The organism is Veillonella parvula, from assembly GCF_032472435.1.
Lineage (GTDB): Bacteria > Bacillota > Negativicutes > Veillonellales > Veillonellaceae > Veillonella > Veillonella parvula_N.
On sequence record NZ_JAWEGM010000004.1, the window covers coordinates 1 to 21,896 of the forward strand.

Annotated in this window: 20 protein-coding genes and 7 tRNA genes; 4 read left to right on the plus strand and 23 right to left on the minus strand. The window is 40.3% G+C overall.

Annotated elements, in window-relative coordinates; translation table 11 throughout:
* From E7A03_RS06230 to hcp, 16 genes are all read right to left on the minus strand, one after another.
* The coding region (locus E7A03_RS06230; protein WP_038034850.1) for a GTP-binding protein at positions 1 to 98 on the minus strand (98 nt) is incomplete at its 3' end.
* A gap of 180 nt (positions 99 to 278) precedes the next feature.
* A tRNA-Met gene (locus E7A03_RS06235) sits at positions 279 to 355 on the minus strand.
* Positions 356 to 360: 5 nt separating this feature from the next.
* Positions 361 to 436 (minus strand) — tRNA-Thr (locus E7A03_RS06240).
* Between the two features lie 31 nt (positions 437 to 467).
* Positions 468 to 543: transfer RNA gene (locus E7A03_RS06245), tRNA-Met, on the minus strand.
* Between the two features lie 5 nt (positions 544 to 548).
* A tRNA-Tyr gene (locus E7A03_RS06250) sits at positions 549 to 633 on the minus strand.
* Positions 634 to 643: 10 nt separating this feature from the next.
* A tRNA-Thr gene (locus E7A03_RS06255) sits at positions 644 to 719 on the minus strand.
* Between the two features lie 446 nt (positions 720 to 1,165).
* Positions 1,166 to 1,630, minus strand: coding sequence for a BREX-3 system P-loop-containing protein BrxF (brxF, locus tag E7A03_RS06260; protein WP_004695092.1), 465 nt, complete (start codon positions 1,628 to 1,630; stop codon positions 1,166 to 1,168).
* Between the two features lie 28 nt (positions 1,631 to 1,658).
* Positions 1,659 to 3,080 carry a hypothetical protein gene (locus E7A03_RS06265; protein ID WP_316073868.1) on the minus strand — a complete coding sequence of 474 codons (1,422 nt, stop codon included), beginning with the start codon at positions 3,078 to 3,080 and terminating at the stop codon, positions 1,659 to 1,661.
* Positions 3,077 to 3,730, minus strand: coding sequence for a hydrogenase nickel incorporation protein HypB (hypB, locus tag E7A03_RS06270; protein WP_021148528.1), 654 nt, complete (start codon positions 3,728 to 3,730; stop codon positions 3,077 to 3,079). The genes E7A03_RS06265 and hypB overlap by 4 nt, the downstream gene beginning before the upstream one ends.
* Before the next feature lie 15 nt (positions 3,731 to 3,745).
* On the minus strand, positions 3,746 to 4,087 hold the full coding sequence (locus E7A03_RS06275; protein WP_008602471.1) for a hydrogenase maturation nickel metallochaperone HypA/HybF: 342 nt from the start codon (positions 4,085 to 4,087) through the stop codon (positions 3,746 to 3,748).
* The gene (locus E7A03_RS06280) at positions 4,080 to 4,907 is read right to left on the minus strand and encodes a bifunctional 5,10-methylenetetrahydrofolate dehydrogenase/5,10-methenyltetrahydrofolate cyclohydrolase (RefSeq protein ID WP_039965247.1); all 828 of its coding nucleotides are present in this window, start codon (positions 4,905 to 4,907) and stop codon (positions 4,080 to 4,082) included. The genes E7A03_RS06275 and E7A03_RS06280 overlap by 8 nt, the downstream gene beginning before the upstream one ends.
* 100 nt (positions 4,908 to 5,007) lie before the next feature.
* Complete coding sequence (locus E7A03_RS06285; RefSeq protein WP_316073869.1) at positions 5,008 to 6,975, minus strand: penicillin-binding transpeptidase domain-containing protein; 1,968 nt, start codon at positions 6,973 to 6,975, stop codon at positions 5,008 to 5,010.
* Positions 6,975 to 8,393, minus strand: a complete 1,419-nt coding sequence (locus E7A03_RS06290; RefSeq protein WP_174892358.1) for a CCA tRNA nucleotidyltransferase — start codon at positions 8,391 to 8,393, stop codon at positions 6,975 to 6,977. Before E7A03_RS06290 ends, E7A03_RS06285 begins: the two co-directional genes overlap by 1 nt.
* 69 nt (positions 8,394 to 8,462) lie before the next feature.
* Positions 8,463 to 9,335: an L-serine ammonia-lyase, iron-sulfur-dependent, subunit alpha gene (gene sdaAA / locus E7A03_RS06295; RefSeq protein WP_316073948.1), complete on the minus strand. Its 873-nt coding sequence runs from the start codon at positions 9,333 to 9,335 to the stop codon at positions 8,463 to 8,465.
* Between the two features lie 11 nt (positions 9,336 to 9,346).
* The gene (sdaAB, locus tag E7A03_RS06300) at positions 9,347 to 10,009 is read right to left on the minus strand and encodes an L-serine ammonia-lyase, iron-sulfur-dependent subunit beta (protein ID WP_021148533.1); all 663 of its coding nucleotides are present in this window, start codon (positions 10,007 to 10,009) and stop codon (positions 9,347 to 9,349) included.
* Positions 10,010 to 10,561: 552 nt separating this feature from the next.
* Positions 10,562 to 12,127 (minus strand): hydroxylamine reductase, encoded by a 1,566-nt coding sequence (hcp, locus tag E7A03_RS06305; RefSeq protein ID WP_008602464.1) that lies wholly within the window; start codon positions 12,125 to 12,127, stop codon positions 10,562 to 10,564.
* A 272-nt stretch (positions 12,128 to 12,399) separates the two neighbouring features.
* Here hcp and E7A03_RS06310 point away from each other — a divergent pair, with 272 nt between their 5' ends.
* Positions 12,400 to 13,125, plus strand: a complete 726-nt coding sequence (locus E7A03_RS06310; protein WP_021148534.1) for a Crp/Fnr family transcriptional regulator — start codon at positions 12,400 to 12,402, stop codon at positions 13,123 to 13,125.
* A 156-nt stretch (positions 13,126 to 13,281) separates the two neighbouring features.
* Here the strand turns inward: E7A03_RS06310 and E7A03_RS06315 are convergent, their stop codons facing one another.
* The 4 genes from E7A03_RS06315 to E7A03_RS06330 form a co-directional block, all read right to left on the minus strand.
* The gene (locus E7A03_RS06315) at positions 13,282 to 15,045 is read right to left on the minus strand and encodes an LPO_1073/Vpar_1526 family protein (RefSeq protein ID WP_287533241.1); all 1,764 of its coding nucleotides are present in this window, start codon (positions 15,043 to 15,045) and stop codon (positions 13,282 to 13,284) included.
* A gap of 9 nt (positions 15,046 to 15,054) precedes the next feature.
* Positions 15,055 to 15,606: a TIGR01440 family protein gene (locus E7A03_RS06320; protein ID WP_287510068.1), complete on the minus strand. Its 552-nt coding sequence runs from the start codon at positions 15,604 to 15,606 to the stop codon at positions 15,055 to 15,057.
* Positions 15,607 to 15,777: 171 nt separating this feature from the next.
* On the minus strand, positions 15,778 to 16,338 hold the full coding sequence (locus E7A03_RS06325; protein ID WP_004695073.1) for a Fe-S-containing hydro-lyase: 561 nt from the start codon (positions 16,336 to 16,338) through the stop codon (positions 15,778 to 15,780).
* 19 nt (positions 16,339 to 16,357) lie between these two features.
* Positions 16,358 to 17,200 carry a fumarate hydratase gene (locus tag E7A03_RS06330; protein WP_004695072.1) on the minus strand — a complete coding sequence of 281 codons (843 nt, stop codon included), beginning with the start codon at positions 17,198 to 17,200 and terminating at the stop codon, positions 16,358 to 16,360.
* 740 nt (positions 17,201 to 17,940) lie between these two features.
* Here E7A03_RS06330 and E7A03_RS06335 point away from each other — a divergent pair.
* The 3 genes from E7A03_RS06335 to E7A03_RS06345 all read left to right on the plus strand — a co-directional run bounded on the left by E7A03_RS06335 (position 17,941) and on the right by E7A03_RS06345 (position 19,140).
* A tRNA-Asn gene (locus E7A03_RS06335) sits at positions 17,941 to 18,016 on the plus strand.
* Positions 18,017 to 18,046: 30 nt separating this feature from the next.
* Positions 18,047 to 18,122 (plus strand) — tRNA-Val (locus tag E7A03_RS06340).
* A gap of 109 nt (positions 18,123 to 18,231) precedes the next feature.
* Entirely contained in the window at positions 18,232 to 19,140 is a 909-nt protein-coding gene (locus tag E7A03_RS06345; RefSeq protein WP_105087017.1) for a hypothetical protein, read from the plus strand.
* Positions 19,141 to 19,187: 47 nt separating this feature from the next.
* Here E7A03_RS06345 and atpC read toward each other — a convergent pair whose 3' ends face one another.
* From atpC to atpG, 3 genes are read right to left on the minus strand one after another with little or no spacing between them, the layout of a single operon-like run.
* A complete protein-coding gene (gene atpC / locus E7A03_RS06350; RefSeq protein WP_004697509.1) occupies positions 19,188 to 19,595 on the minus strand; it encodes an ATP synthase F1 subunit epsilon in 408 nt (135 codons plus the stop codon).
* Positions 19,596 to 19,598: 3 nt separating this feature from the next.
* Complete coding sequence (gene atpD, locus E7A03_RS06355) at positions 19,599 to 21,023, minus strand: F0F1 ATP synthase subunit beta (protein WP_004697530.1); 1,425 nt, start codon at positions 21,021 to 21,023, stop codon at positions 19,599 to 19,601.
* 18 nt (positions 21,024 to 21,041) lie between these two features.
* Positions 21,042 to 21,896, minus strand: coding sequence for an ATP synthase F1 subunit gamma (gene atpG, locus E7A03_RS06360; protein WP_302943046.1), 855 nt, complete (start codon positions 21,894 to 21,896; stop codon positions 21,042 to 21,044).

Here is a 21,896-nt window from a genome sequence, read left to right on the forward strand (position 1 = left end):
GTGATTGCAGCAGTCAAAGTAGTTTTACCATGGTCAACGTGACCGATTGTACCGATGTTAACATGCGGTTTCGTACGTTCAAATTTTTCTTTTGCCATTAGGATTATATCCTCCTTCACAAAAACAAATTACATTCTAGTATTAATATAATATATTAACCCTAATTTATCAATGGAATATAAGATTTCCTTACCTATTATTATACCATATATACAAAGTCTTAGAATAGCATGTCATATGTAAAGAAATAAAAAAATCCCCACCAAGGTGAGGTTTAATGGTGGCGGCACACGGATTTGAACCGCGGACACACCGGGTATGAACCGATTGCTCTAGCCAACTGAGCTATGCCGCCATGTATGGAGCTAGTGACCGGGATTGAACCGGTGACCTTATCCTTACCAAGGATACGCTCTGCCGACTGAGCTACACCAGCACAATGAACGATCATTTCACTGTGGTTTTTATGGTTGCGGGGACAGGACTTGAACCTGCGACCTTCGGGTTATGAGCCCGACGAGCTACCAACTGCTCCACCCCGCTATGAATGGTGGAGGGAGAAGGATTCGAACCTTCGAAGTCGAAGACGGCAGATTTACAGTCTGCTCCCTTTGGCCGCTCGGGAATCCCTCCATAAATAAAATGGAGCTGGCGATAGGAATTGAACCCACAACCTGCTGATTACAAGTCAGCTGCTCTACCTATTGAGCTACGCCAGCATCATTACGACAAGATGAATTGTATCACCTAGCACACTAAGTGTCAAGAACATTTAAAAACTTTTTTGAAGTTTTTCGTTCACTGTGGTCACTCTTAGTGCTTAATCATAATAACATGAAACGATACCCTATGCAAGTATTTTGTCAAAAAAAATTTATATTTTATCAATCCTCTATAAAATGCCTCGTTTTCAGTATATATCCAGTAATCAACTTTTATTTACTAGTATATTCTTTATATACCTTTACATAGTTTCATTCCTTACCAGTCCATGTCTGCTAACATCCATATTTCAGGTTTACTAAAATCAAATAATAGGAAATTACAAAACTATATTTTTTACCTAATAACTGTAATTATATAACTAAAAAAGGAGATAGCCCGCTATCTCCTTCTATACATTTATAGTTTTCCCTATATTCAACCAATATGTTCAAACATACATTTAGTCGATTGCAATAACATGATCTGGATGTGCAATACTAACTACAGCATGTTTAGGATTATTGTTATGTTCTAAGTACAACTGATCCCCTTCAATATGTCCACGCCAGCCAACGACAATAGGATACTTCTTACTAATAGTTTTTAACAACTCAAATGGTTTTAGATTTAAGATAGGTGCAAAGAATACATTAATGCCATCTAGCAAGACTACTTCCGTATCGCTACGGCTAAGAGCACGGCAAATAACTTCTTCCGCTAATTGAGGCCGTTCATCACGAGGCACGAGCAAAAACTCTTCCTCGATGAGTTGCTTAGCTTCCAAGTATTTCCAGCCCTTCTGCTCAGACAATTCACGAATTAGCAAACTTTTACCAGAACCTGGACCACCAACGATAAACAATATACGTTCATCATCACCTTGAATCTTTTCCCAACGTTCTTTTACATCTTGTACAGTAACCATACCCTTTGCCTCCTCGCTGTGACCTATCCTATTTTACAGGACGGTCAGATAACATAACGGATTTGATATATTGGTTTTTATCATCTAGGGCAAACTGTAAATAAGAGTTGCTTGCCGCTGGATTTTTATATTCATATACGGTAGACGTCCCCGCCTTTGTTGTAGATTCAACAATACGAGTTGGCATACCATACACAAAGAGCAATAAATATTTGGTATCACCCATCGCGATTCCACGACGTGTAGGCGTATAAACATTTAATAATACGCGATTGATAAGATCTTTTTTATCTACACTCACACCGTATTCATTATAGCCAATAAATGTGGAGCCAAACAATATGCCTTGATGTTTCCAATCATTATTAGGATCATTAACAAAATGGTCATTCAACTTGAAACCACGCAATACAAAATCATCAGCCGTAAGTGTACCAGCTTCAAAATCATACACTTCAGCTTTCGGCAATCCAAACCTAGGCCATACTTGTCCACTAATAATGTCTACAGCCTCTATATTGCTTTGTTTAATGGTGAAAGCAATATATTCTTTTTGCTGACCAAGCATAGATTGTTGTTGGCTATTACTATTTGTATTCTCTACAGGACTCTTAAACTCCTTTTTTTGAGGCAATGAATTTTCGGAATGCCCCTCATAAAGGAAAATATACGTCTCATTTTTCTTATCACGCCACATCGCATTAGGACTGCCATAGGCAAATATCAATTCCATCCGTGTGCTACCAGGGCCAATGTCACGTACTGTATTAGCGCCTTTTTTCGTACTATGAATATTTGTAATAGTATTTGGTTCAAAGAAGTAAGTCGCCCCTTGACCGCGCAATTGATTGTTAACCAACAATTCTTGAGCAGGTCCAGTATATACAGTTACTGCTACATCTTTCATGTAATACGTAGTAAAGTTATCACGTACCTCAGTTTTTTCTACATCTTTTGGGACTTCAAACTGATTCCCCAATCGGTATGTGCCAATAGCATAGTCATCTTGAGAACCTAAAGGCGGTAAACTGTTTGCCGTATAAGACTTACCAATATCAGCTAAATTATTCTGAGTGATACTCGGCAAAGGACCTTCGTTCTCACTAGCCGCTTGCCAGAATTGTATAGAATCACCAAATTCAGTTACAGCCATTTGCTCTGCGAGCCATCCAGTTTTAGAACCTTCCTGTTTTGTTTTTGGGTCCAGCTTAACAACTCTAACTGGTGCATTATGAAGGTAAGACAAGCTATCAACCTCACCAGTTCCATCTACACTACCATCATTGCTCGCATTAGCGGAATCTTGAGCTACAACGTTAGTGTCATCAGTAGTTTCTACTGCAACTGGATTAACAGTGGAAATGGCAGGCTCTGCTGCATAACTGATTGTAGTAGCACACAAGCCCACAAGGAGGGCCGCTACAATACGGCTCTTCATAGAATAGTTCATCGATTATTCTCCAACTGTGCACGCAACCAATTCAACCATGGTTCAAGACCGTTGTGGGCCGTGCAACTTACTTCAAAAATTTCTCCATTTGGATTTAAATTACGGATATCTTGTATTGCCTGCTCCTTTTTGAAAGGCACATAGGGCAATAAATCAATCTTGTTAATAAGGATGGCCTTAGACTCTTTAAAGATTAACGGATACTTAAGGGGCTTATCTTCACCTTCGGTAACAGATAAAACCGTTACTTTCATGCTTTCACCAATCTCAAATTCCGCAGGGCACACTAAATTGCCTACATTTTCGATAATAATCATATCGAGGTCATCAAGATTCAGATCACCTAAGGCATCTTGAATCATCTGTGCATCGAGATGGCACCCACCAACCGTATTAATCTGGATAACAGGCACACCCAACTCATGAATGCGCTTGGCATCCTTTGCCGTAAATAAATCGCCTTCAATAACGGCTAAGCGATACTCCTTTTTTAAATCTTGTAGGGTTGCCTCCAAAAGAGAAGTCTTACCTGCCCCAGGTGAACCTAACAGATTAAATACAAATATATTCTTTTTCTTAAACAACTGTTGTAAAGCCTCTGCAATAGCATCGTTTTTTGCCAGTACATTAGTTTTAACTTGAACTTGCATGCCCTAACCTTTCTATCAATCGATATCCATAGAGGTCACTTGTAACTCACGACCGCCTATAGTTTGTACGAAATGGCTGTCACAATAAGGACAAATAAACGTATAATTTTTTACAGAAAATATTTTATCACAATCTAAACACTTTCCTTCAATAGGAATAGTATTGATTTCTATGCGTGAGCCTTCCGCAGGGGTTCCCTTTGTAATGGCTTCCCAACAAAATAACAATGAATCAGGTTCTACCCCACTCATTAACCCTAAGTCTAGTTGAATAGAATGAATGACTGTCGCATCGTGTTGACGTAAGGTATCGAGCGCTACATCAAGAATACCTTCTGCTATAGACATCTCATGCATGGTATGCCTCATATACCGCTTCTAGCATCATTGTCGTTGTTACGGATCCAACACCTCCTGGTACAGGAGTAATGGCAGATGCAATATCTTTTACCGCATCATAATCAACATCACCTACAGTTTTGCCGTCCAGTTCATTAATACCTACATCAATAACAACAGCACCAGGCTTAATCATATTAGCAGTAATCATATGAGCACGACCAGCCGCAGCAATAATAATATCACCACGCTTTACTTGCTCTACTAGATCAGAAGTTCTAGAATGGCACATTGTAACAGTACCATGTGCAGCGAGTGCCATAAGCGCTACAGGTTTACCGATAACTTGGCTACGACCGACTACAACCACATGTTTTCCTTCTAAAGGAATATTATAGTGATTTAAAATAGCCATACAAGCCTTAGCCGTACAAGGAGCAAAGCCACCCTTACCAGCTGTTACTAAACCGATGTTATATGTTGTAAGACCATCAATATCTTTTTTAGGATCTAATATATCGATAAGAGCTTCTGTATCAATGTGTTTAGGCATTGGCATTAGCGGTAAAATTCCATGAATAGATGGATCAGTATTTAATTCATGCAACGCCGCTACTACTTCATCTTGCGTTGCCGTTTCAGGCAATTGCTTTAGCACAAAACCATAGCCAAAATTTTTAGCTGTTTTTTCCATAAATGTAGCATACATATGAGCGCCGTGGTCTTCACCGACAAGTAACACTGCCATAGTAATCACAGAGTTGCCTACTGCTGCAACTTTTTCTTGTAAAATCGCCTTGTGGGCATCTGCTACCGCTTTCCCTCGTAATTCGATCATAAGTATCTCCATTCATTCAAACTATTTATAAAAAAGGTGCCTCCTGAGAGGCACCAAAGTCTCTTATTCTATTATATAACGAACTGTCTATAATTTCTAATTATCTACTAAAGTGAACGGTAATTGCCGTCCCGGGTTGAACAGTAGTGCCCCCACTTTCATCTTGAGAAACGGCAATACCCGTTCCATCTGGCTTAAACGCAAGTCCCGCCTTATGTAACCAATCACGTACCTCACCATAGGTGAAGCCCGTAAAATTAGGTAATGTTACGGAACCATCACCAGAAAGATGTGGCTCTGGTAATGTATTGCTAGTTTTAACAGCTACAGGAGTACTTTCTTTAACATACGGACTCATTTGGTAATACCGTACAAGTTGAGATACGATGTCCTTAAATACAGGGGCTACAATTTGACTACCATAATAAGAACCCTTTTGTGGGTCATCAATAACGACAAGAACTACAAATTTTGGATCCTCTACAGGGCCAAAGCCAATAAAGGACGCAATGTATTGTCCGTCGAGATAACCGCCATGTTTGGTATCTAGTTTTTGCGCCGTACCAGTTTTACCGCCGAAGTGATAACCTTCTACCATCGCTTTTGTACCGCCACCTTCGGATACTTCTTTTTCTAGAATATCTACAATGGTTTTAGCGGTTTCCGCCGGAACTGGTTGTCCCACAACAGATGTTTCAGTCGTACTTGTAACATCGCCTTGAGAGTTACTATAAGACTTGATGATATGTGGTTTCATCATAGCCCCACCATTAGAAAGTGCACCAAAGGCGCGAACCATTTGTAATGGTGTAACCGCAATACCTTGACCGATGGACATAGTCGCAACGTCTAGCTTACTCATATCCTCTGGATTATACAAAATACCTGCTCCTTCACCAGGCAATTCAATACCTGTTTCAGAGCCAAAGCCATAATCACGTATATATTTCGAGAGAATATCTGCACCTGTTAATGTACCAATTTCAGCCATACCAGTATTAATAGAGTACTTCAAAATATCTAGCAAACGAACAGGACCATATCCCTCACCATTCCAGTTTCTAATGATATGTCCATTGGCAGCGAAGGCCCCTTTATCGTTATACACAGTGTCTAACTTCCATTTGCCTGCTGCAAGAGCTGCAGATGCAATGATAGGTTTGAATGTAGAGCCTGGTTCATATAAATTGGTAACCGCAATATTTTTGAAAGCCTCTTCACCACTTTGGTTGTAGTTATTAGGATCATAACTTGGACGATTGGCCATCGCTAATATTTCACCGGTCTTTGGATCCATAACGATAACGCTGGCATGCTTAGCTCCTGTATCAACCATCGCCTTATCAAGAGCGCGTTCTGCAATAAATTGGATGGTCGCATCGATTGTTAATGTTACGCTTTTACCCTTATCAGGTAAGAACTTGGACAATACGGAACCAAAGATAGCATTACCTTTGTTATCAGTAGCAACGATTTCTTGCTGCACACCACCCTTTAACTCTTCATCAAGGACCATTTCGAGGCCATCAAGGCCTTTATCATCGGTGCCTACAAACCCTAGTATTTGAGCCGCTAGTACACCATTTGGGTAATAACGTTTGGACTCTTCCACAAAGTTAAGGCCCGCAATATTATTCTCCTTAATGACTTGTGCCACCGCCTTAGACTTGTCCGCATCCATCATGCGATTAATCCATACGAAGGCAGAATCCTCTTGCAGAGCTTTCACAATATTTTCTTTTGACATGGTTACATATGGCGAAATGAGTTCCGCAATCTCTTGGGGAGACTGTTTAATCATCTTAGGATCCGCATACAAAGATTTTGTAACCACACTCATCGCCAAAGGCTTACCATTACGGTCATAGATCGTACCGCGCGGTGATTGTAATTTTCTATCTACTTGAACCTGTAATAAATTTTTCTTCTCCAGGTCAAATGTATCAAAGACCTGCAACTGTGCCAAACGCCCTATGAGGACAAAGGCAACAGTCATGAGAATGGCAAGACACCAAGTAGTACGACTCCAACCACTCATGCGTCGCAACGCTTTATTTAGTAAATTCATCATTTCTCCACTGGACGGCGTAACTTATGGTCTAATGCGTCATATAGCGCATCTGGTTTATTAGGAATAACCCCATTTTGTACCTGACCTAATAAATACTGCAATCCTTCCCCTACTTGTTTCCCAGCGAGCTTAATCACTCGTTCGTCATAATTTAAGTCCTTGGTATGTACAGGCATCTCTAAACTAAGATCTGCCATACATTCTCCAAAGGCTAATGTTCCGTCTGTAGACGAGTAAGGTTTCCCACAACCTAATACATCGGCAGCACAAACCTTAGCTAATTGCTCCCATGCAGTGCGCATAATTTGGCTATCTCGGAATTCACCACTACGGGCTTCCTTGCGAAGCCATTTTTTCTCATTTGCATCGCCATTTTGTACAAAATAGTGAAAGCGCATGTGGTTTTTCACAATCCACGCCACGCGTTTTACAAAGGCCTCCGGATATCCTAGTCGGGTTAATAACGTTTCTGCCATCTCCGCTCCTAGTGTATCATGCCCACGATCCGTAAGGCGTCCATTGATAACAGCACGTACCGCTGGCATTCCCTTTGCCACATCATGTAATAAGGCACCCCAACGCAACACCAAATCCGGCTCCGTATGGGACACAACGGCTAATGTATGGTACCAACCATCGAATTCATGAAAGTCCTTTTCTTGGGGCAAATTCACGAGATGATATAGTTCAGGCAAGATGGGAACCTCCCGAGCCGCACCATTTTCTACAACACGACAAGAGCATTCTGCCAAGCGGGATTGAACAAGGACATCAAGGCCTTTAGCCACCGCAGGCTCTAACATGAGACGATTAATCTCATTTCGTACACGTTCTAAAGACAAGCCAGGTACGCGGTGAAAAGCCTTGGGCATAGCCTCTAATAGGTCTTTACTCGGCAAAAAATCCAACTTCGCCACAAAACGGCACGCTCTAAATAATCGTAACGCATCTTCTTCAAAACGTTCCTGCGCATTACCAATGGTTCGTAACGTCTTATGTTTAATATCACGTCGTCCACCTACAAGGTCTATAACTTCACCATAACGGTTCATAGCCATGCCGTTGACAGTAAAATCACGACGCAACACATCTTCTTCTAAGGTATCGGCATAAGTAATTTCTTCGGGACGATGGCTATCTGCACCATATCGTTCTGTTCTATATGTAGCGATTTCGTATTGCTTGCCCTCTAATGTAGCTACCACTACACCAAAAGATTTTCCTACGAGGTCTGTCGTTTGAATATCATGACCGCGAAGAACCTCAATCACTGTATCGGGACGTGCAGACGTCACAATATCGAAGTCATGTGGCTTTTGATGCATCAAAATATCGCGCACAGCGCCGCCTATGATATAAGCTTCATGGCCGGCTTCTTCTAATACGGTCAATATTCGATTTGCTTGTTCCATCATACACGCTCCTTTCTGAACTAGTCTAATCTTTATTTTACTACAAATGAAAGCATGAAAAAAGTGCAATCCTTATAAGGATTGCACTCGTTCTGCAATAGCTGTACCTGTCGGTGTCACCGCAAGACCGCCATCACTTGTTTCACGCAATGCTGCCGGCATAGCACGGCCTATATTATTCATCGCTTCGATAACTTCATCTGGTGGAATTTGGCTTTCAATATTCATTAACGCCATTTCAGATGCAGTAATAGCATGGACTGCATAAAAGCCATTACGCTTAACACATGGCACCTCTACGAGCCCTGCTACCGGATCACAAGCAAGCCCCAATAGATTTTTCATGCACAATGCGATAGCATGACCTACTTGACGTGGTGAACCGCCCATCATTTCGACAATCGCTCCTGCTGCCATACACGCAGCCGTACCAATTTCCGCTTGGCAACCGCCAACAGCACCAGCAACACAAGCGCGATTTGCTACTACATTACCAATACCGGACGCAGCTAAGAAGCCTTTTACAACTGTGGCTCTCTCTAATTGGTAGTGGTCTGCTACGGCTTTCACCGCACCAGGCATAACACCACAAGAGCCCGCCGTAGGACAAGCAACAATGCGGAACATCTTTGCATTTGCCTCATTTACAGCAATAGCATACGTCATTGCCTTATACGCAATATCGCTCATAAAACGAGGTGTTTGCCCATTAAGCTGTGCCGCTTGACCACCGGACATACCAGAAGCCGTTTTCTCCGCATAAGCTATGCCATCTTGAATGGAGCTTTCAAAAATATCTAAGCGATTCTCTATTTCACGAACAACCGCGTCTTCACTGCGGTCGTAATTCTCTAATTCATAACGCAATACTACATCGCCAAAAGAAATATTGTTTTCCTCACCTAGGCGAATAATATCTGCAATTGTATCATATGCATAACTCATCATTCGCCCTCCTATAATGCTTCAAAGGTCATCACATCCTGGATGCCTGGAAACTCGCGCATAAACTGAACTGTAATAGGATTTACCACTGTATCTGTAGTAATAACCATGACTGCATCCTTATGCTTGCCCTTACGGAATACGCGCATCGTAGCGATGTTAATATCAGACTCGCTCAAAGCTTGGCTGATAAGAGAAATCGCACCAGGTCTATCCTCATGGAACACTACAAGAGTGAACTCATCTCCTGTAATGGACATATCATTTCCATCTACTTCGGTAATCATAATCTGACCACCGCCGAGAGAGCGACCAATAACAGTCATATGACGATTATGTTCATCATACATATCAAAACGCACCACATTCGGATGCCCTACATCAAGAGGAGACTCAATAAAAGAAAACTCCATCCCCTCTTTTTTCGCTAATTCATGGGCAACTCGGATGTTCGCATCATCCTCTTTATAACCTAATAAGCCGCCAATCAAAGCACGATCCGTGCCATGCCCTTTATAGGTTTTTGCAAAAGATCCATATAATGTTAAATCTACCTTTTTGGGAGTAGAACGAAAAATACAACGCGCCATCTTCCCTAGCCGCGCAGCACCCGCTGTATGCGAACTAGACGGACCAATCATAATAGGCCCTATAATATCAAAAATACTGTTCATACATACCTCTATATACACATAAACCATGTGAAAAAATCCTATTTCACCTATAGTATAGCAACCAATATCGAGCCTTGTCTATATGCACATTAGGGGCATATTTGTTTGTCTACAGAGGACTACTATTCTTATGAAAGCTGTTCTAAAACTTTGTATATTGATGGGACGCATCCATATCTACAGTTATAAAAGGGAAAGACTATACTTATGCAGCGACATCTCCCCCTCACCTCACTATTCTGATGAAAGCTATTTTATGAGTTTGTATATTGATGGGACTTATATTTCAGAAACGTTTTACTTATGGGCATAACCTATTGAGGGCCGACTTACGCTGAGTATGGAGGCATGAGATAGGTTATGCCCATTAGTAATCTAGTTGTCGCAATACTGTCAGGCCCCATCAATAAACAAACACTCGATAGATAGCTTTCACAATAATAGTAAAAAAACGCACCTAAGGATAACCCTAGGTGCGTTATTTATAACAACAGTCCTAAATCATAAAAGAGAGGGGACGTAGGACTGTGGTTAACAGATTAATAGATCCTATTAGCCCAAGATAGCTTTCATGTCAGCTTCTGGAGTTGTAATTGGATGTAATTGGAATTTATCTACCAAAATGTTCAATACATTGCTGGAGAAGAATTTAGGCAAGGAAGGTCCGATGTAAATGTTACGGATACCCAATGCCAACAATGTTAACAAGATACATACCGCTTTTTGTTCGTACCAGGACAATACCAATGTCAATGGCAAATCGTTTACATCACATTCAAATGCACCAGCTAAAGCTACTGCTACTTGAATAGCGGAGTAAGCATCGTTACATTGACCCATATCAAGGATACGAGGGATGCCACCGATTTCGCCGATGTTCATGTCGTTGAAACGGAATTTACCACAAGCCAATGTCAATACTACAGTATCATTTGGAGTTTGTTTAACGAATTCAGTGTAGTAGTTACGGCCTACTTTAGCACCGTCACAACCACCTACCAAGAAGAAGTGTTTAATAGCGCCAGCTTTTACAGCGTCAATTACTTTATCAGCAATACCCAATACTGTGCCATGACCGAAACCAGTAGTTACTTCATGACCACCGTTGATACCAGTGAATTCTTGAGCTTCTTTGTAGCCGCCCAATTCGATAGCACGGTTGATAACTGCGGAGAAGTCTTTAGTACCATCTTCTTTTTCTTCGATATGTGCACAACCATCGAAACCTACCATATCTGTAGTGAAGATATTAGCTTTGTAGTTTTCTTTTGGTGGCATAATGCAGTTTGTAGTGAACAAGAATGCACCAGGAACATCAACAAATTCTTTTTGTTGGTTTTGCCATGCTGTACCGAAGTTACCTTTCAATTGAGGATGTTTCTTCAATTCAGGATAAGCGTGGCAAGGCAACATTTCACCATGAGTATAGATATTTACACCTTTACCATCAGTTTGTTCCAATAATTGTTTCAAGTCATGAAGGTCATGACCAGTTACAACGATGAAAGGACCTGGTTCTACAGTCAAAGGAACTGTAGTTGGTACAGGTGTACCATATGTTTCAGTATTAGCTTTATCAAGAACAGCCATACATTTCAAGTTAATTTGACCAAATTCCATCAAAAGATCAAGCCATTCTTCAGCACTGTGATCTTTAGCGAATTCTACCATGCCTTTAACGAACCAAGCGTCAACATCAGCATCGTGGAAGCCAAGGCGAGCAGCATGCCATGCATATGCAGCCATACCACGCATACCTAACAATAATGTGGAACGAAGGGATACGATGTCTTCTTCACCTTTCCACAATTGTTCCCAATCGAAATTTTGTTGAGCGCTATCCACTTTTGCATGGTAAGCATTTACTTCGTCAATGAATTCTTGAACGCGGTCTTCAGAGAAGTTTACGTTTGTTACACACATGAACAAACCGCGCATAATATAATCGATACCTTCTTTAGTATGACCCTTTACGTCTAAAGCGCGAGCCAAGCCAACTAAGGCAGCAGTTAATTCGTCTTGTAAGTTAGCAACTGGTGCAGTTTTACCACATACACCTTGTACAGTACAGCCACCTGGTGCTGCAGATTGTTCGCATTGATAACAGAACATACTCATTTAAAAATCCTCCTTTGCGAGACTTCCTCGCAGTCAAGCTAGATAATATAAAACCTATACATTACACTGATGTTTTATCAGTTGTCTGATTGATTACATTTGAAAGTATAACGTAAAGATGATACAATTTCTGTAGCTTGAGCAACAAATAAAAACTTTTTCAAAAATTTTCCTGACTTCCCTTATGGAACAGGTAGACCATTTAGTCTTATACTTTTATTATACAATAATCATTTTTAATTGCTATAGACTTTATCACACCGGAGGTGCTTATGAAACAAATACTTTCAAACGATATCATTAATCAATATATGCCCACCCTCGTGAAATGTCCTTTATTCAATACATTAGGAGAGCCAGAGCTGCGTAGCTATTTAAATAATGCCAAAGTTATCATCCACAGTTACCAAAAAAATGATTTTATAGCCCTCGCTGGAGATCCTATGGAGGGTATTGGTGTCATTCTTGAAGGCAGCGCTTTACTGACTCGTGAAAATGTAATGGGGCAACGGGTTATTATGGCAAACTTAGAGCAATCAGATATTTTTGGAGAAGCACTACTATTTAGCAAACAGCCTTTATGGCCTGCTACCATTAAAGCAACAAAAGCAACTAAAATTATGTTTATTCCCCTTGAAACCTTTATTAAAACATTACCGGATTGTCATCAATGCCAAACTAAAATCCTATCTAATCTATTAGAGGATTTATCTGAAAAAGCAATTCTATTAACCAGAAAAGTCCACTACCTCACATTAAAAGGGATGCGCGAAAAGATTTTTGCGTACTTAACAGATATTTATAAACGTCAGCATTCTAACACAATTCAATTACCCCACAACCGCGAGCAAATGGCTGAGGTTCTCAATGTATCTCGCACAGCCCTTAGCCGTGAATTAGGACGCCTTCGCGATGAAGGTCTCATTGATATTACAGGGCGCACCGTAACAATTAAAAATATTGAAGACATTGAAGAATTCGGCTTTAACACCTTTTAATACTTAATGTCTATTAAATTTAACAAACTAAAAAGTCTCTCAAGATTATCTTGAGAGACTTTTTTATTACACGACTCATAAAATATATAACGGTTTTAAGTATATAATAACTATATAATATAATTTTTCAAACTATATAGTGCTTAAAATTGTAAATTAGAACCAATGAGACAAATCAAATTCTTCACCAATGGTTGCTTTCACATGAGCACGACCTAAGTAAAGGCCTAACAATGTTAAGCTAATTTTAGACATTGGCGTGCTATCAAAGACATCAGCTAAGTCCAATAGAACCGGTGAAATATCATCCATGATATCACGCGCCTCTTGTCCCCTGAAAGCAGTAGGTTTGCTCTTCATCAGAGCTAAAAGATCACGTTGAACCATAGCATTAGAAATTCGTGTTTGTCTAAAGAATTGTGGTGCTAAAGACTCATCTACCAAGGCTAATTTATAAAGATTGGAGTTCAAGCTACGCACCACATAACGTGGATCCACACCATGACCATCTGTAGCACGGAAGAGTTCTTCCTTAGAGAAACCACGATAGTTGAATACAAACGGATATGAATTCGACAACACTTGGCATAAAGTGATAGGCTCTTGTTCTTCTTGTGTACAGCGTAAATAGTCTAGCTGGCGATAGAAGGAATCATTTCGAGGCAAATCAGAGATGAATGGCTCAATATATTTTTCCACATAATGTTGGAAATGAATCAATCCATAGTTATTAGAGTTTCTAGAATATTGTAACAATAATGTTAAGGCCATAACTTGGAAGTGACCTAAAGTTAAATGAGGTAATACACGTAATGCATCAAAAGCTACGAGGTATGGCGTACTAGATTTAGGAGATTGAACCACATCTAGAAAAGCACCTAACGCAGCGGACTTCATCCACTCTGTATTTGTAGCGGCATATGCCTTTTGCATACTCATCAACGCTTCTTGAATAACAATATTCTCTAGTAATGCATTCACTTCAACAATTTTTGTAATATTGAGAGCTGCTAAAGCATCTCTTGTAATAGATTCTACATAGTGTTGCGTATCACCATGTAACACCCCAAAGGAATGAACAAATGGTGCTATAGCCAACTCAACGCATTTATCCTCATGCGCCGCTTTTGCCCATTGACCATGCGGTTCCTCCTCTTCAGTTAAACTTGTTGCCGCCAATTGTGCTTCAATTTCAGAAGCATCAAACAAACGCGTTTCATCTAATACCGATGGGCCTTCCGCGGTTTGTATTTCGTTCGCACCACCTATCATCTGCGTAGCATCTATGCTATCCGCTTCATCAGCTTCAAAGGCTTCCACAGATTCACCCATAGCAATTGTATCTTCAACAGAGTTTGCGTTATTGAGAAGTTCATCTGTAACAACATCGAGGACAATAGTTTTATCCACCAACGGAGTAACACCTTGATTAGCTTGATTAGCTTGCTTAAGATCTGATACGGCTGTCATCACAATGGTTTCATCCCCTATTGGAGTGCCATTATCCGAACCTATTGGTGTTCCATTATCCGAACCTAATGCTAACGCATATTCTCCCTCTGAAACATGACTTGAATTAGACTTTAGAGTACTTCTTCTATTATAAGAGGTATCTATAGGATCAACCAGAGGTTCAGCCGGTTCTCGCTCTTCACCGACCACCGTTTCAACTGTATCCGGAATTGATGCAGTATATACATTAGTTCCACTCGTATGTGTGATTGTTACATTGCCCTCTTGCGACTCCGTTGCAAATATAACATCATGATGCTCTTTAAGATTATTTTTATTACTTATGTTTTTATAGGATTTTTCTTTTGCCTTACTTTCACCATCACCACCGCTAAATACAGCATAGCAAACAGCAAAGAATCCCAATGCCACGACGGCTAATACAAAATACGGTATTAGGTTTGACATACTATCCCCCTACATCAATGCTTCATTATATGCAGCACGCTCACCGCCAATGCTCTTCGGACGAATACGACAAGCGGTCACATGTGCTTTCCCAATTTCTTTCACACAAAGACGTACAGGCACTGCAACGTGTTTCATGTGCATACCAATGAAAGTATCTCCAATATCGATGCCCACATCAGCTTGAATAAATTCAACCATCACAGGATCATCAAAATGTTCGTACGCCACCACAGCCAGGGCACCACCCGCATGACGTTGAGGAACAACATTAACTTCCTCCTCCCATGTCATAGCGCTACGGTCCATAACAAGTGCACGATTAATATGTTCACAACATTGAATCGCCAAGTTAAGTCCTTTAGCCTTAACAGCATTGTATATTTCATCAAATACGACCTGAGCCACATCAAGGTGAGAGTCAGTGCCGATTTTTTTACCTACAATTTCGCTAGTGGAACAGCCAACAACGAATAATTGACCTTCGCGAACCTTTGCTAAATCAAGTAATTCAGCCATCGCGTTGCGAGTTGACTGACGAATAGTTTCTACAGAAGTCATGTTATCGCCTCACTCAAATTGAATGTATAAAATCTATATGTATATTATCATAAAACCGACAGAATCGGTAGACTAAACTCTACACGTAACGGATGAACATCTTATGATTATAGCTTAACAACAAAAAGAGGCTTGCTTCAGCAAGCCTCTTTCAATCACTCAATGGTGATATTAGATTTTTCTGTAAGGTTTTTGGCCTAATTCGTAGAAGTTATTACCTTCAGTATCGCCAACTACGATGCAAGGGAAATCTTCAACAGTCAATTCAGCCAAAGCTTCTGGTCCAAGTTCACCATAAGCAAGTACTTCATATTTTTTGATGGATTTTGCAATCAATGCTGCCGCGCCACCAACTGCTGCGAAGTATGTGCAACCATTTTTCTTCATGGATTCAACTACTTCTGGTTTACGGGAACCTTTACCAATCATGCCTTTGATACCTTGATCAAGCATTGTTGGTGTGTAAGCATCCATACGACCGGAAGTTGTAGGACCAGCGGAACCAATTGGATCACCAGGTTTTGCAGGTGTTGGTCCAAGATAATAAACAAACTTATTTGTCCAGTCGATTGGCAATTTTTCACCACGCGCTAAAGCTTCAGTCATAACTTTATGAGCAGCGTCACGAGCGGAGTAAATTTTACCAGTAATAAGAACGCTATCACCAACTTTTAATTTGCGGGAAAACTCTTCATTATATTCTTCAGTATTAATGCGAATTGATTCAGCCATTGTTTTTACCTCCTATCGATTAAAGTACTACGTGAGCATGACGAGCAGCATGGCACATGATAGTAACTGCAACAGGAAGACCTGCGATGTGAGTTGCACCCCATTCGATGTTTACACCGATACAAGTTGTAGTGCCACCCAATTGTGGTCCAATACCAGTTTTGTTAACCATTTCCATGATTTCTTCTTCTAATTTTGCATAGTCTGCATCTTTATGAGGTACACTAATGTCACGAAGCAACGCTTTTTTGGACATAACAGCTGCTTGGTCCATAGTACCGCCAATACCAATGCCGAGTACGATTGGAGGGCATGGGTTAGGGCCTGCATGTTTTACGATTTCAAGGACTGCATTTTTAACGCCTTCCACACCATCAGCAGGTACGAGCATAGCTACATCGGATTTATTTTCAGAACCGAAACCTTTTAATTCTACTTGAATATCTACTTTATCGCCAGGAACGATTTCAGTGTAGATGATTGCAGGTGTGTTATTTTGTGTATTTTTACGGTTGAACAATGGTTCAGCTACAACGGATTTACGAAGATAACCTTCAACATAACCAGCTGCAACACCAGCATTGATAGCTTCTGTAAGATCACCACCAACGAAATGAACATCTTGACCAACTTTTAAGAATACCATAGTCATACCAGTATCTTGGCAGTATGGACGATCTTCAGCATCGGCAATTTCTGCATTTTTAATAATTTGATCAAGAACGATACGACCTACTGAAGACTCTTCTGTTTCACGGCCTTTTTTCAAACCTTCATAGATGTCTTTTGGCAAGTGGTAAGCTGCGTCCATACACATTTGACGGACTGTTTTTGTGATTTCAGATACTTGAATCTCGCGCAAGATAATCCCTCCTCAGGAAAATAGTTGAATATTAATTCTAATACCGATGAGATAAAATAAAATTCTCAAACATATGAAAGAATATCTATCTCAAACCGATGAGATTAACTCTATACATAAATCGTAGCACACAATATAAGGGGATTCAACGTCTCACCTATACAGTTTTCTCAATGCTTTTCCAGTTTTTGAGAATTGTTTTCACGAATATTTTTGTATATATTTCGGTTTTTCAATAGCCTACATAGACTTTATTCTCCAGTCACTAAAAAAGCCCCATTTTGTGATAAAAGTCATAGTCTATCACATATCAATAAGATTTTAATATCTTACATTTTTACCTACTTTCTTATATATAAATTTGGTTTAAAATGAACCACAAACATAGACTATATCTAATAAGATAAATACACTTTTGTCTTAACTGATACTACTTTTCAACTAAATCTTTTAAACTTTTCTATAATGCATATGTATACCGATTATCTTCAATATACTTATATTGCTAACTCCCATTCATTTGGAGCCATACAATCACCTTAGAACGCAGTAAATATCTATAGTTAATAAGCTCTATAGATTTTATTAATTTTAATGACTCTCTCATCAAAATTATTGATAACTAATTTTATTTATAAAGTTATGTCTTTTAGTCATAATTGACAATATCTATTTTATAGTGTTCTAAAAAAAATGCTTGCTTTTATAATTAAACTAACATATAATAACAATCGTACCATTCCTCGATAGCTCAGTCGGTAGAGCAATCGGCTGTTAACCGATCGGTCGTAGGTTCGAGTCCTACTCGAGGAGCCATTTTGGCCCGTTGGTCAAGCTCACCACCATGGACGATTAGCTCAGCTGGGAGAGCGCCTGCCTTACAAGCAGGATGTCGGCAGTTCGATCCTGTCATCGTCCACCAGACTAAAGAAGCAAGCTATTAAGCTTGCTTCTTTTTTTTGTATATATGATATAATAATATAAATTGTATAATTTGTAATTTTAAAAGAGTTTTATTAAGAGGAGGAATTATGTTACATAACTTCGGACTCTATAAACGTCCACTACTTACAGTACTTGCTGTACTACTCACAACTGCATTTACAACAGCCAGTGCCGCTATGATCGATTTGAGTCAATTAACACCAAATACAACACAACCTGTAGCTCTTAGCACTATACAAAGTAGCACAAGTAATGAAGCTCCTACATTAGCCCCTGAAACGAATATGGAGCCTGTCATAAAAGTGGCTGCAACACCAACATCTACACCGATTTCTGGAGCTCCGGAAAAAGCCACAATTAATACTTCTAGTACAAGTCATGATGGACACTTAGAAAACTTTCCGAGCCGTAAAGTTACTATTGTTGTACCAGCAAATTTGCGCAATGAAAACACAGCTCAATTTGGTCGCTACATGACAGATCGCTTATCAAATACACTTAAATATCCTTACTATGATACAACCATCGTAAGTACTAACACACCAACTGCAGAAATTAAAGCCGCTGATCTTGCTCAAATTGCAGAGGCCCAAAATTCTGAAATCGTTATTATGCCTGTACCATTACAAGACGTATATGTACAAGTTAATACTATTAATAGCCCAGATCCGTATAATAAGGATAATCATGAAATTTATATCGCCGCAAAGGTTAATGCCCTTTTATACTATTATGATGTAAACGATAAGATAATCCATACTGTTCGTACGGGCTTCAACCAAACTGATGACTCTTTGACTATGCCAACACATAAATCAGTTTGGAACAAAGTTATGACTATATTACTTGATAAATTACCATACAAACGAATTCCAACAGACCGTGACCGTTACCAAGCACCTGGTATCAATTCTGAGGCACCTGTTGTACTAGATTTTCAAGTAGAACAACCTAAGAATACTGCATACTCCTTAAAAGGTGTGAGCGTTTTATAATCAAAATTAGAAAGATAAAAAGGCTAGCCAGCTGGCTAGCCTTTTTCTTATAACATTTTTGTAACATGCAAGCGCAATAAGGCACGTTGCAATGCTGCTTCCGCTCTTTCTACATCAATATCAGGTGTAGGATTTGATAACCGACCTTCTGCACGCTCTTTAGCTCGACGAGCACGTTCCACATCAATGGATGTTGGATCTTGACAGTCAGGGGTTACAATACTCACCTTATTATGTTCAATTTCACAGAAGCCACCAAATACAGCATATTCACGAGATGTTCCATCTGGTTGTTCAATGCGTAAAGGTGCCAAGTCTAATGCAATAATCATAGGCGCATGATTTGGCAAAATACCAAAACCACCATCGATAGCTTTACCTACAAAGAATGTAGATTGGCCCTCGAATACGATTGCATCAGGTGTAATTATCTGTAGGGTCATAGGTTCCGCCATGGATTATTCCCCCTTCTCTTGCATTTCCTTTGCTTTTTGAATGGCTTCATCAATGGTACCAACCATGTAGAATGCACCTTCTGGCAATTCATCATGTTTACCATCCAAGATCTCTCTGAAGCCTCTCAATGTTTCGGACAATGGCACATATTTACCAGGAGAACCGGTAAATACTTCTGCTACGAAGAATGGTTGACTCAAGAAACGTTGAATCTTACGAGCGCGAGATACAGTGAGTTTATCTTCGTCAGACAATTCTTCCATACCGAGGATTGCGATAATATCTTGAAGATCGCGATATTTTTGCAATACTTCTTGTACTCCACGAGCTACTGCGTAGTGCTCTTCACCAAGTACATGTGGGTCCAAAATACGGCTTGTAGAGTCCAGAGGATCCACCGCTGGATAAATACCAAGTTCCGCAATGGAACGAGACAATACTGTTGTCGCATCCAAGTGAGCGAATGTCGCTGCTGGAGCCGGGTCAGTCAAGTCATCGGCAGGTACATATACAGCTTGTACGGAGGTAATAGAGCCTTCTTTTGTAGATGTAATACGCTCTTGCAATGCCCCTACGTCATTAGCCAATGTAGGTTGGTAACCTACGGCAGATGGCATACGACCTAAGAGGGCGGATACTTCGGACCCCGCTTGAATAAAGCGGAAGATGTTATCGATGAACAAGAGCACGTCTTGTTTTTTCACATCACGGAAGTATTCAGCCATTGTAAGACCAGTAAGACCTACGCGCATACGAGCCCCTGGTGGCTCATTCATTTGTCCATATACGAGGGCTGTTTTATTGATAACGCCAGACTCTTTCATTTCGTTCCACAAGTCATTACCTTCACGAGTACGTTCCCCTACACCGGAGAATACGGAATAGCCGCCGTGCTCTGTAGCAACATTGTGAATCAATTCCATAATCAATACGGTTTTACCTACACCGGCACCACCGAAAAGACCGATTTTACCACCTTTTACGTATGGAGCGATAAGGTCAACGACCTTAATACCTGTTTCCAAGATTTGTGTATCTGGAGAAAGGTCATCAAATTTAGGTGCTGGACGGTGAATAGGCCATTTTTCATCAGCCACAACTGGAGCTGGATCATGGTCTACAGTTTCACCAAGTACGTTAAAGATACGACCCAATACGCCTTCCCCTACAGGAACGGAAATTGGAGCACCAGTATCTTCTGCTTCCATATTACGTGTCATACCGTCAGTAGAACTCATGGCAACGCAACGAACTGTATCGTCGCCTAAGTGTTGCATAACCTCTACTACGATTTTTTGTCTATCGTGTGCCTTGTGGTCATGGTAGATGTGGATGGCGTTGTAGATAGCTGGTAAATGACCAGCATCAAAGCGCACGTCTACAACTGGGCCGATGACCTGCACAACTTTACCAATATTATTACTCATCGACAGATGTCTCCTTATCTATTGCAAGGCATTAGCGCCACCAACGATTTCAGAAATTTCGTTTGTAATACTAGATTGACGCAACTTGTTGTATTCAAGGCCTAAGGACTCAATGAGTTCCCCTGCATTATCTGTAGCCGATGTCATAGCCGTCATACGAGCACCTAATTCACTAGCTGCAGATTGCAACAATCCATTATAAACTGTAATTTCTAAGTATTTTGGCAGCAACGCCTCCAAGACGGATACGGCGGACGGCATGAAATCATACTCTTCGCCTTTTACCTCATCTTGTGGTTGCTCTATTGGCAACAAGCGCTCAGCCTGTGCAATTTGCGTCATAGAATTTACAAAACGTGTATAGATCATGATGACTTCGTCTACTTCATGACGTTCATATAGTGAAAGTGCTTCATGCATAATAGTACGCGCATGTTCATAGGATGGTTTATCCGAGAAGCCCGCATAGGACTTATCGATATTAATTCCTCTAGATTTCATGCTATCTCTAGGCTTTCTGCCTGCCGTGATAACACGGTACGTATCAGGAGATTTACCATGTAATTGTTCCATAGCAAATTTTAACACATTAGACGAGAATGCCCCTGCAAGACCTTTATCTGCACCTACTACAATATAGCAAGTGCGTTCTACAGGCCGCACATCTAAAAGAGGGCTTTCAAAGCCTTCTAAATCACTATTCGACATATGACGCAAGATTTGCCCTATCTTTTCTGCGTAAGGACGAGTAGCTTCCGCTTTTGTTTGTGCCCTACGAAGACGAGCAGAAGCTACCATCTTCATCGCTTTTGTAATTTGTTGCGTATTGGTAACACTTTTTATGCGTTTTCGCAAATCTTGTGCACTAGCCAT

What these genes read in the sequence shown, in the direction of transcription:
- E7A03_RS06345 (WP_105087017.1), top strand. Translation starts at nt 18,232, where the DNA reads ATGTTACATAACTTCGGACTCTATAAACGTCCACTACTTACAGTACTT.
- E7A03_RS06275 (WP_008602471.1), bottom strand. Translation starts at nt 4,087, where the DNA reads ATGCATGAGATGTCTATAGCAGAAGGTATTCTTGATGTAGCGCTCGAT.
- E7A03_RS06285 (WP_316073869.1), bottom strand. Translation starts at nt 6,975, where the DNA reads ATGAATTTACTAAATAAAGCGTTGCGACGCATGAGTGGTTGGAGTCGT.
- hypB (WP_021148528.1), bottom strand. Translation starts at nt 3,730, where the DNA reads ATGCAAGTTCAAGTTAAAACTAATGTACTGGCAAAAAACGATGCTATT.
- E7A03_RS06315 (WP_287533241.1), bottom strand. Translation starts at nt 15,045, where the DNA reads ATGTCAAACCTAATACCGTATTTTGTATTAGCCGTCGTGGCATTGGGA.
- E7A03_RS06320 (WP_287510068.1), bottom strand. Translation starts at nt 15,606, where the DNA reads ATGACTTCTGTAGAAACTATTCGTCAGTCAACTCGCAACGCGATGGCT.
- sdaAA (WP_316073948.1), bottom strand. Translation starts at nt 9,335, where the DNA reads ATGAGTTATGCATATGATACAATTGCAGATATTATTCGCCTAGGTGAG.
- atpD (WP_004697530.1), bottom strand. Translation starts at nt 21,023, where the DNA reads ATGAGTAATAATATTGGTAAAGTTGTGCAGGTCATCGGCCCAGTTGTA.
- E7A03_RS06290 (WP_174892358.1), bottom strand. Translation starts at nt 8,393, where the DNA reads ATGATGGAACAAGCAAATCGAATATTGACCGTATTAGAAGAAGCCGGC.
- atpG (WP_302943046.1), bottom strand. Translation starts at nt 21,896, where the DNA reads ATGGCTAGTGCACAAGATTTGCGAAAACGCATAAAAAGTGTTACCAAT.
- E7A03_RS06310 (WP_021148534.1), top strand. Translation starts at nt 12,400, where the DNA reads ATGAAACAAATACTTTCAAACGATATCATTAATCAATATATGCCCACC.
- E7A03_RS06280 (WP_039965247.1), bottom strand. Translation starts at nt 4,907, where the DNA reads ATGATCGAATTACGAGGGAAAGCGGTAGCAGATGCCCACAAGGCGATT.
- hcp (WP_008602464.1), bottom strand. Translation starts at nt 12,127, where the DNA reads ATGAGTATGTTCTGTTATCAATGCGAACAATCTGCAGCACCAGGTGGC.
- E7A03_RS06325 (WP_004695073.1), bottom strand. Translation starts at nt 16,338, where the DNA reads ATGGCTGAATCAATTCGCATTAATACTGAAGAATATAATGAAGAGTTT.
- sdaAB (WP_021148533.1), bottom strand. Translation starts at nt 10,009, where the DNA reads ATGAACAGTATTTTTGATATTATAGGGCCTATTATGATTGGTCCGTCT.
- E7A03_RS06265 (WP_316073868.1), bottom strand. Translation starts at nt 3,080, where the DNA reads ATGAACTATTCTATGAAGAGCCGTATTGTAGCGGCCCTCCTTGTGGGC.
- brxF (WP_004695092.1), bottom strand. Translation starts at nt 1,630, where the DNA reads ATGGTTACTGTACAAGATGTAAAAGAACGTTGGGAAAAGATTCAAGGT.
- atpC (WP_004697509.1), bottom strand. Translation starts at nt 19,595, where the DNA reads ATGGCGGAACCTATGACCCTACAGATAATTACACCTGATGCAATCGTA.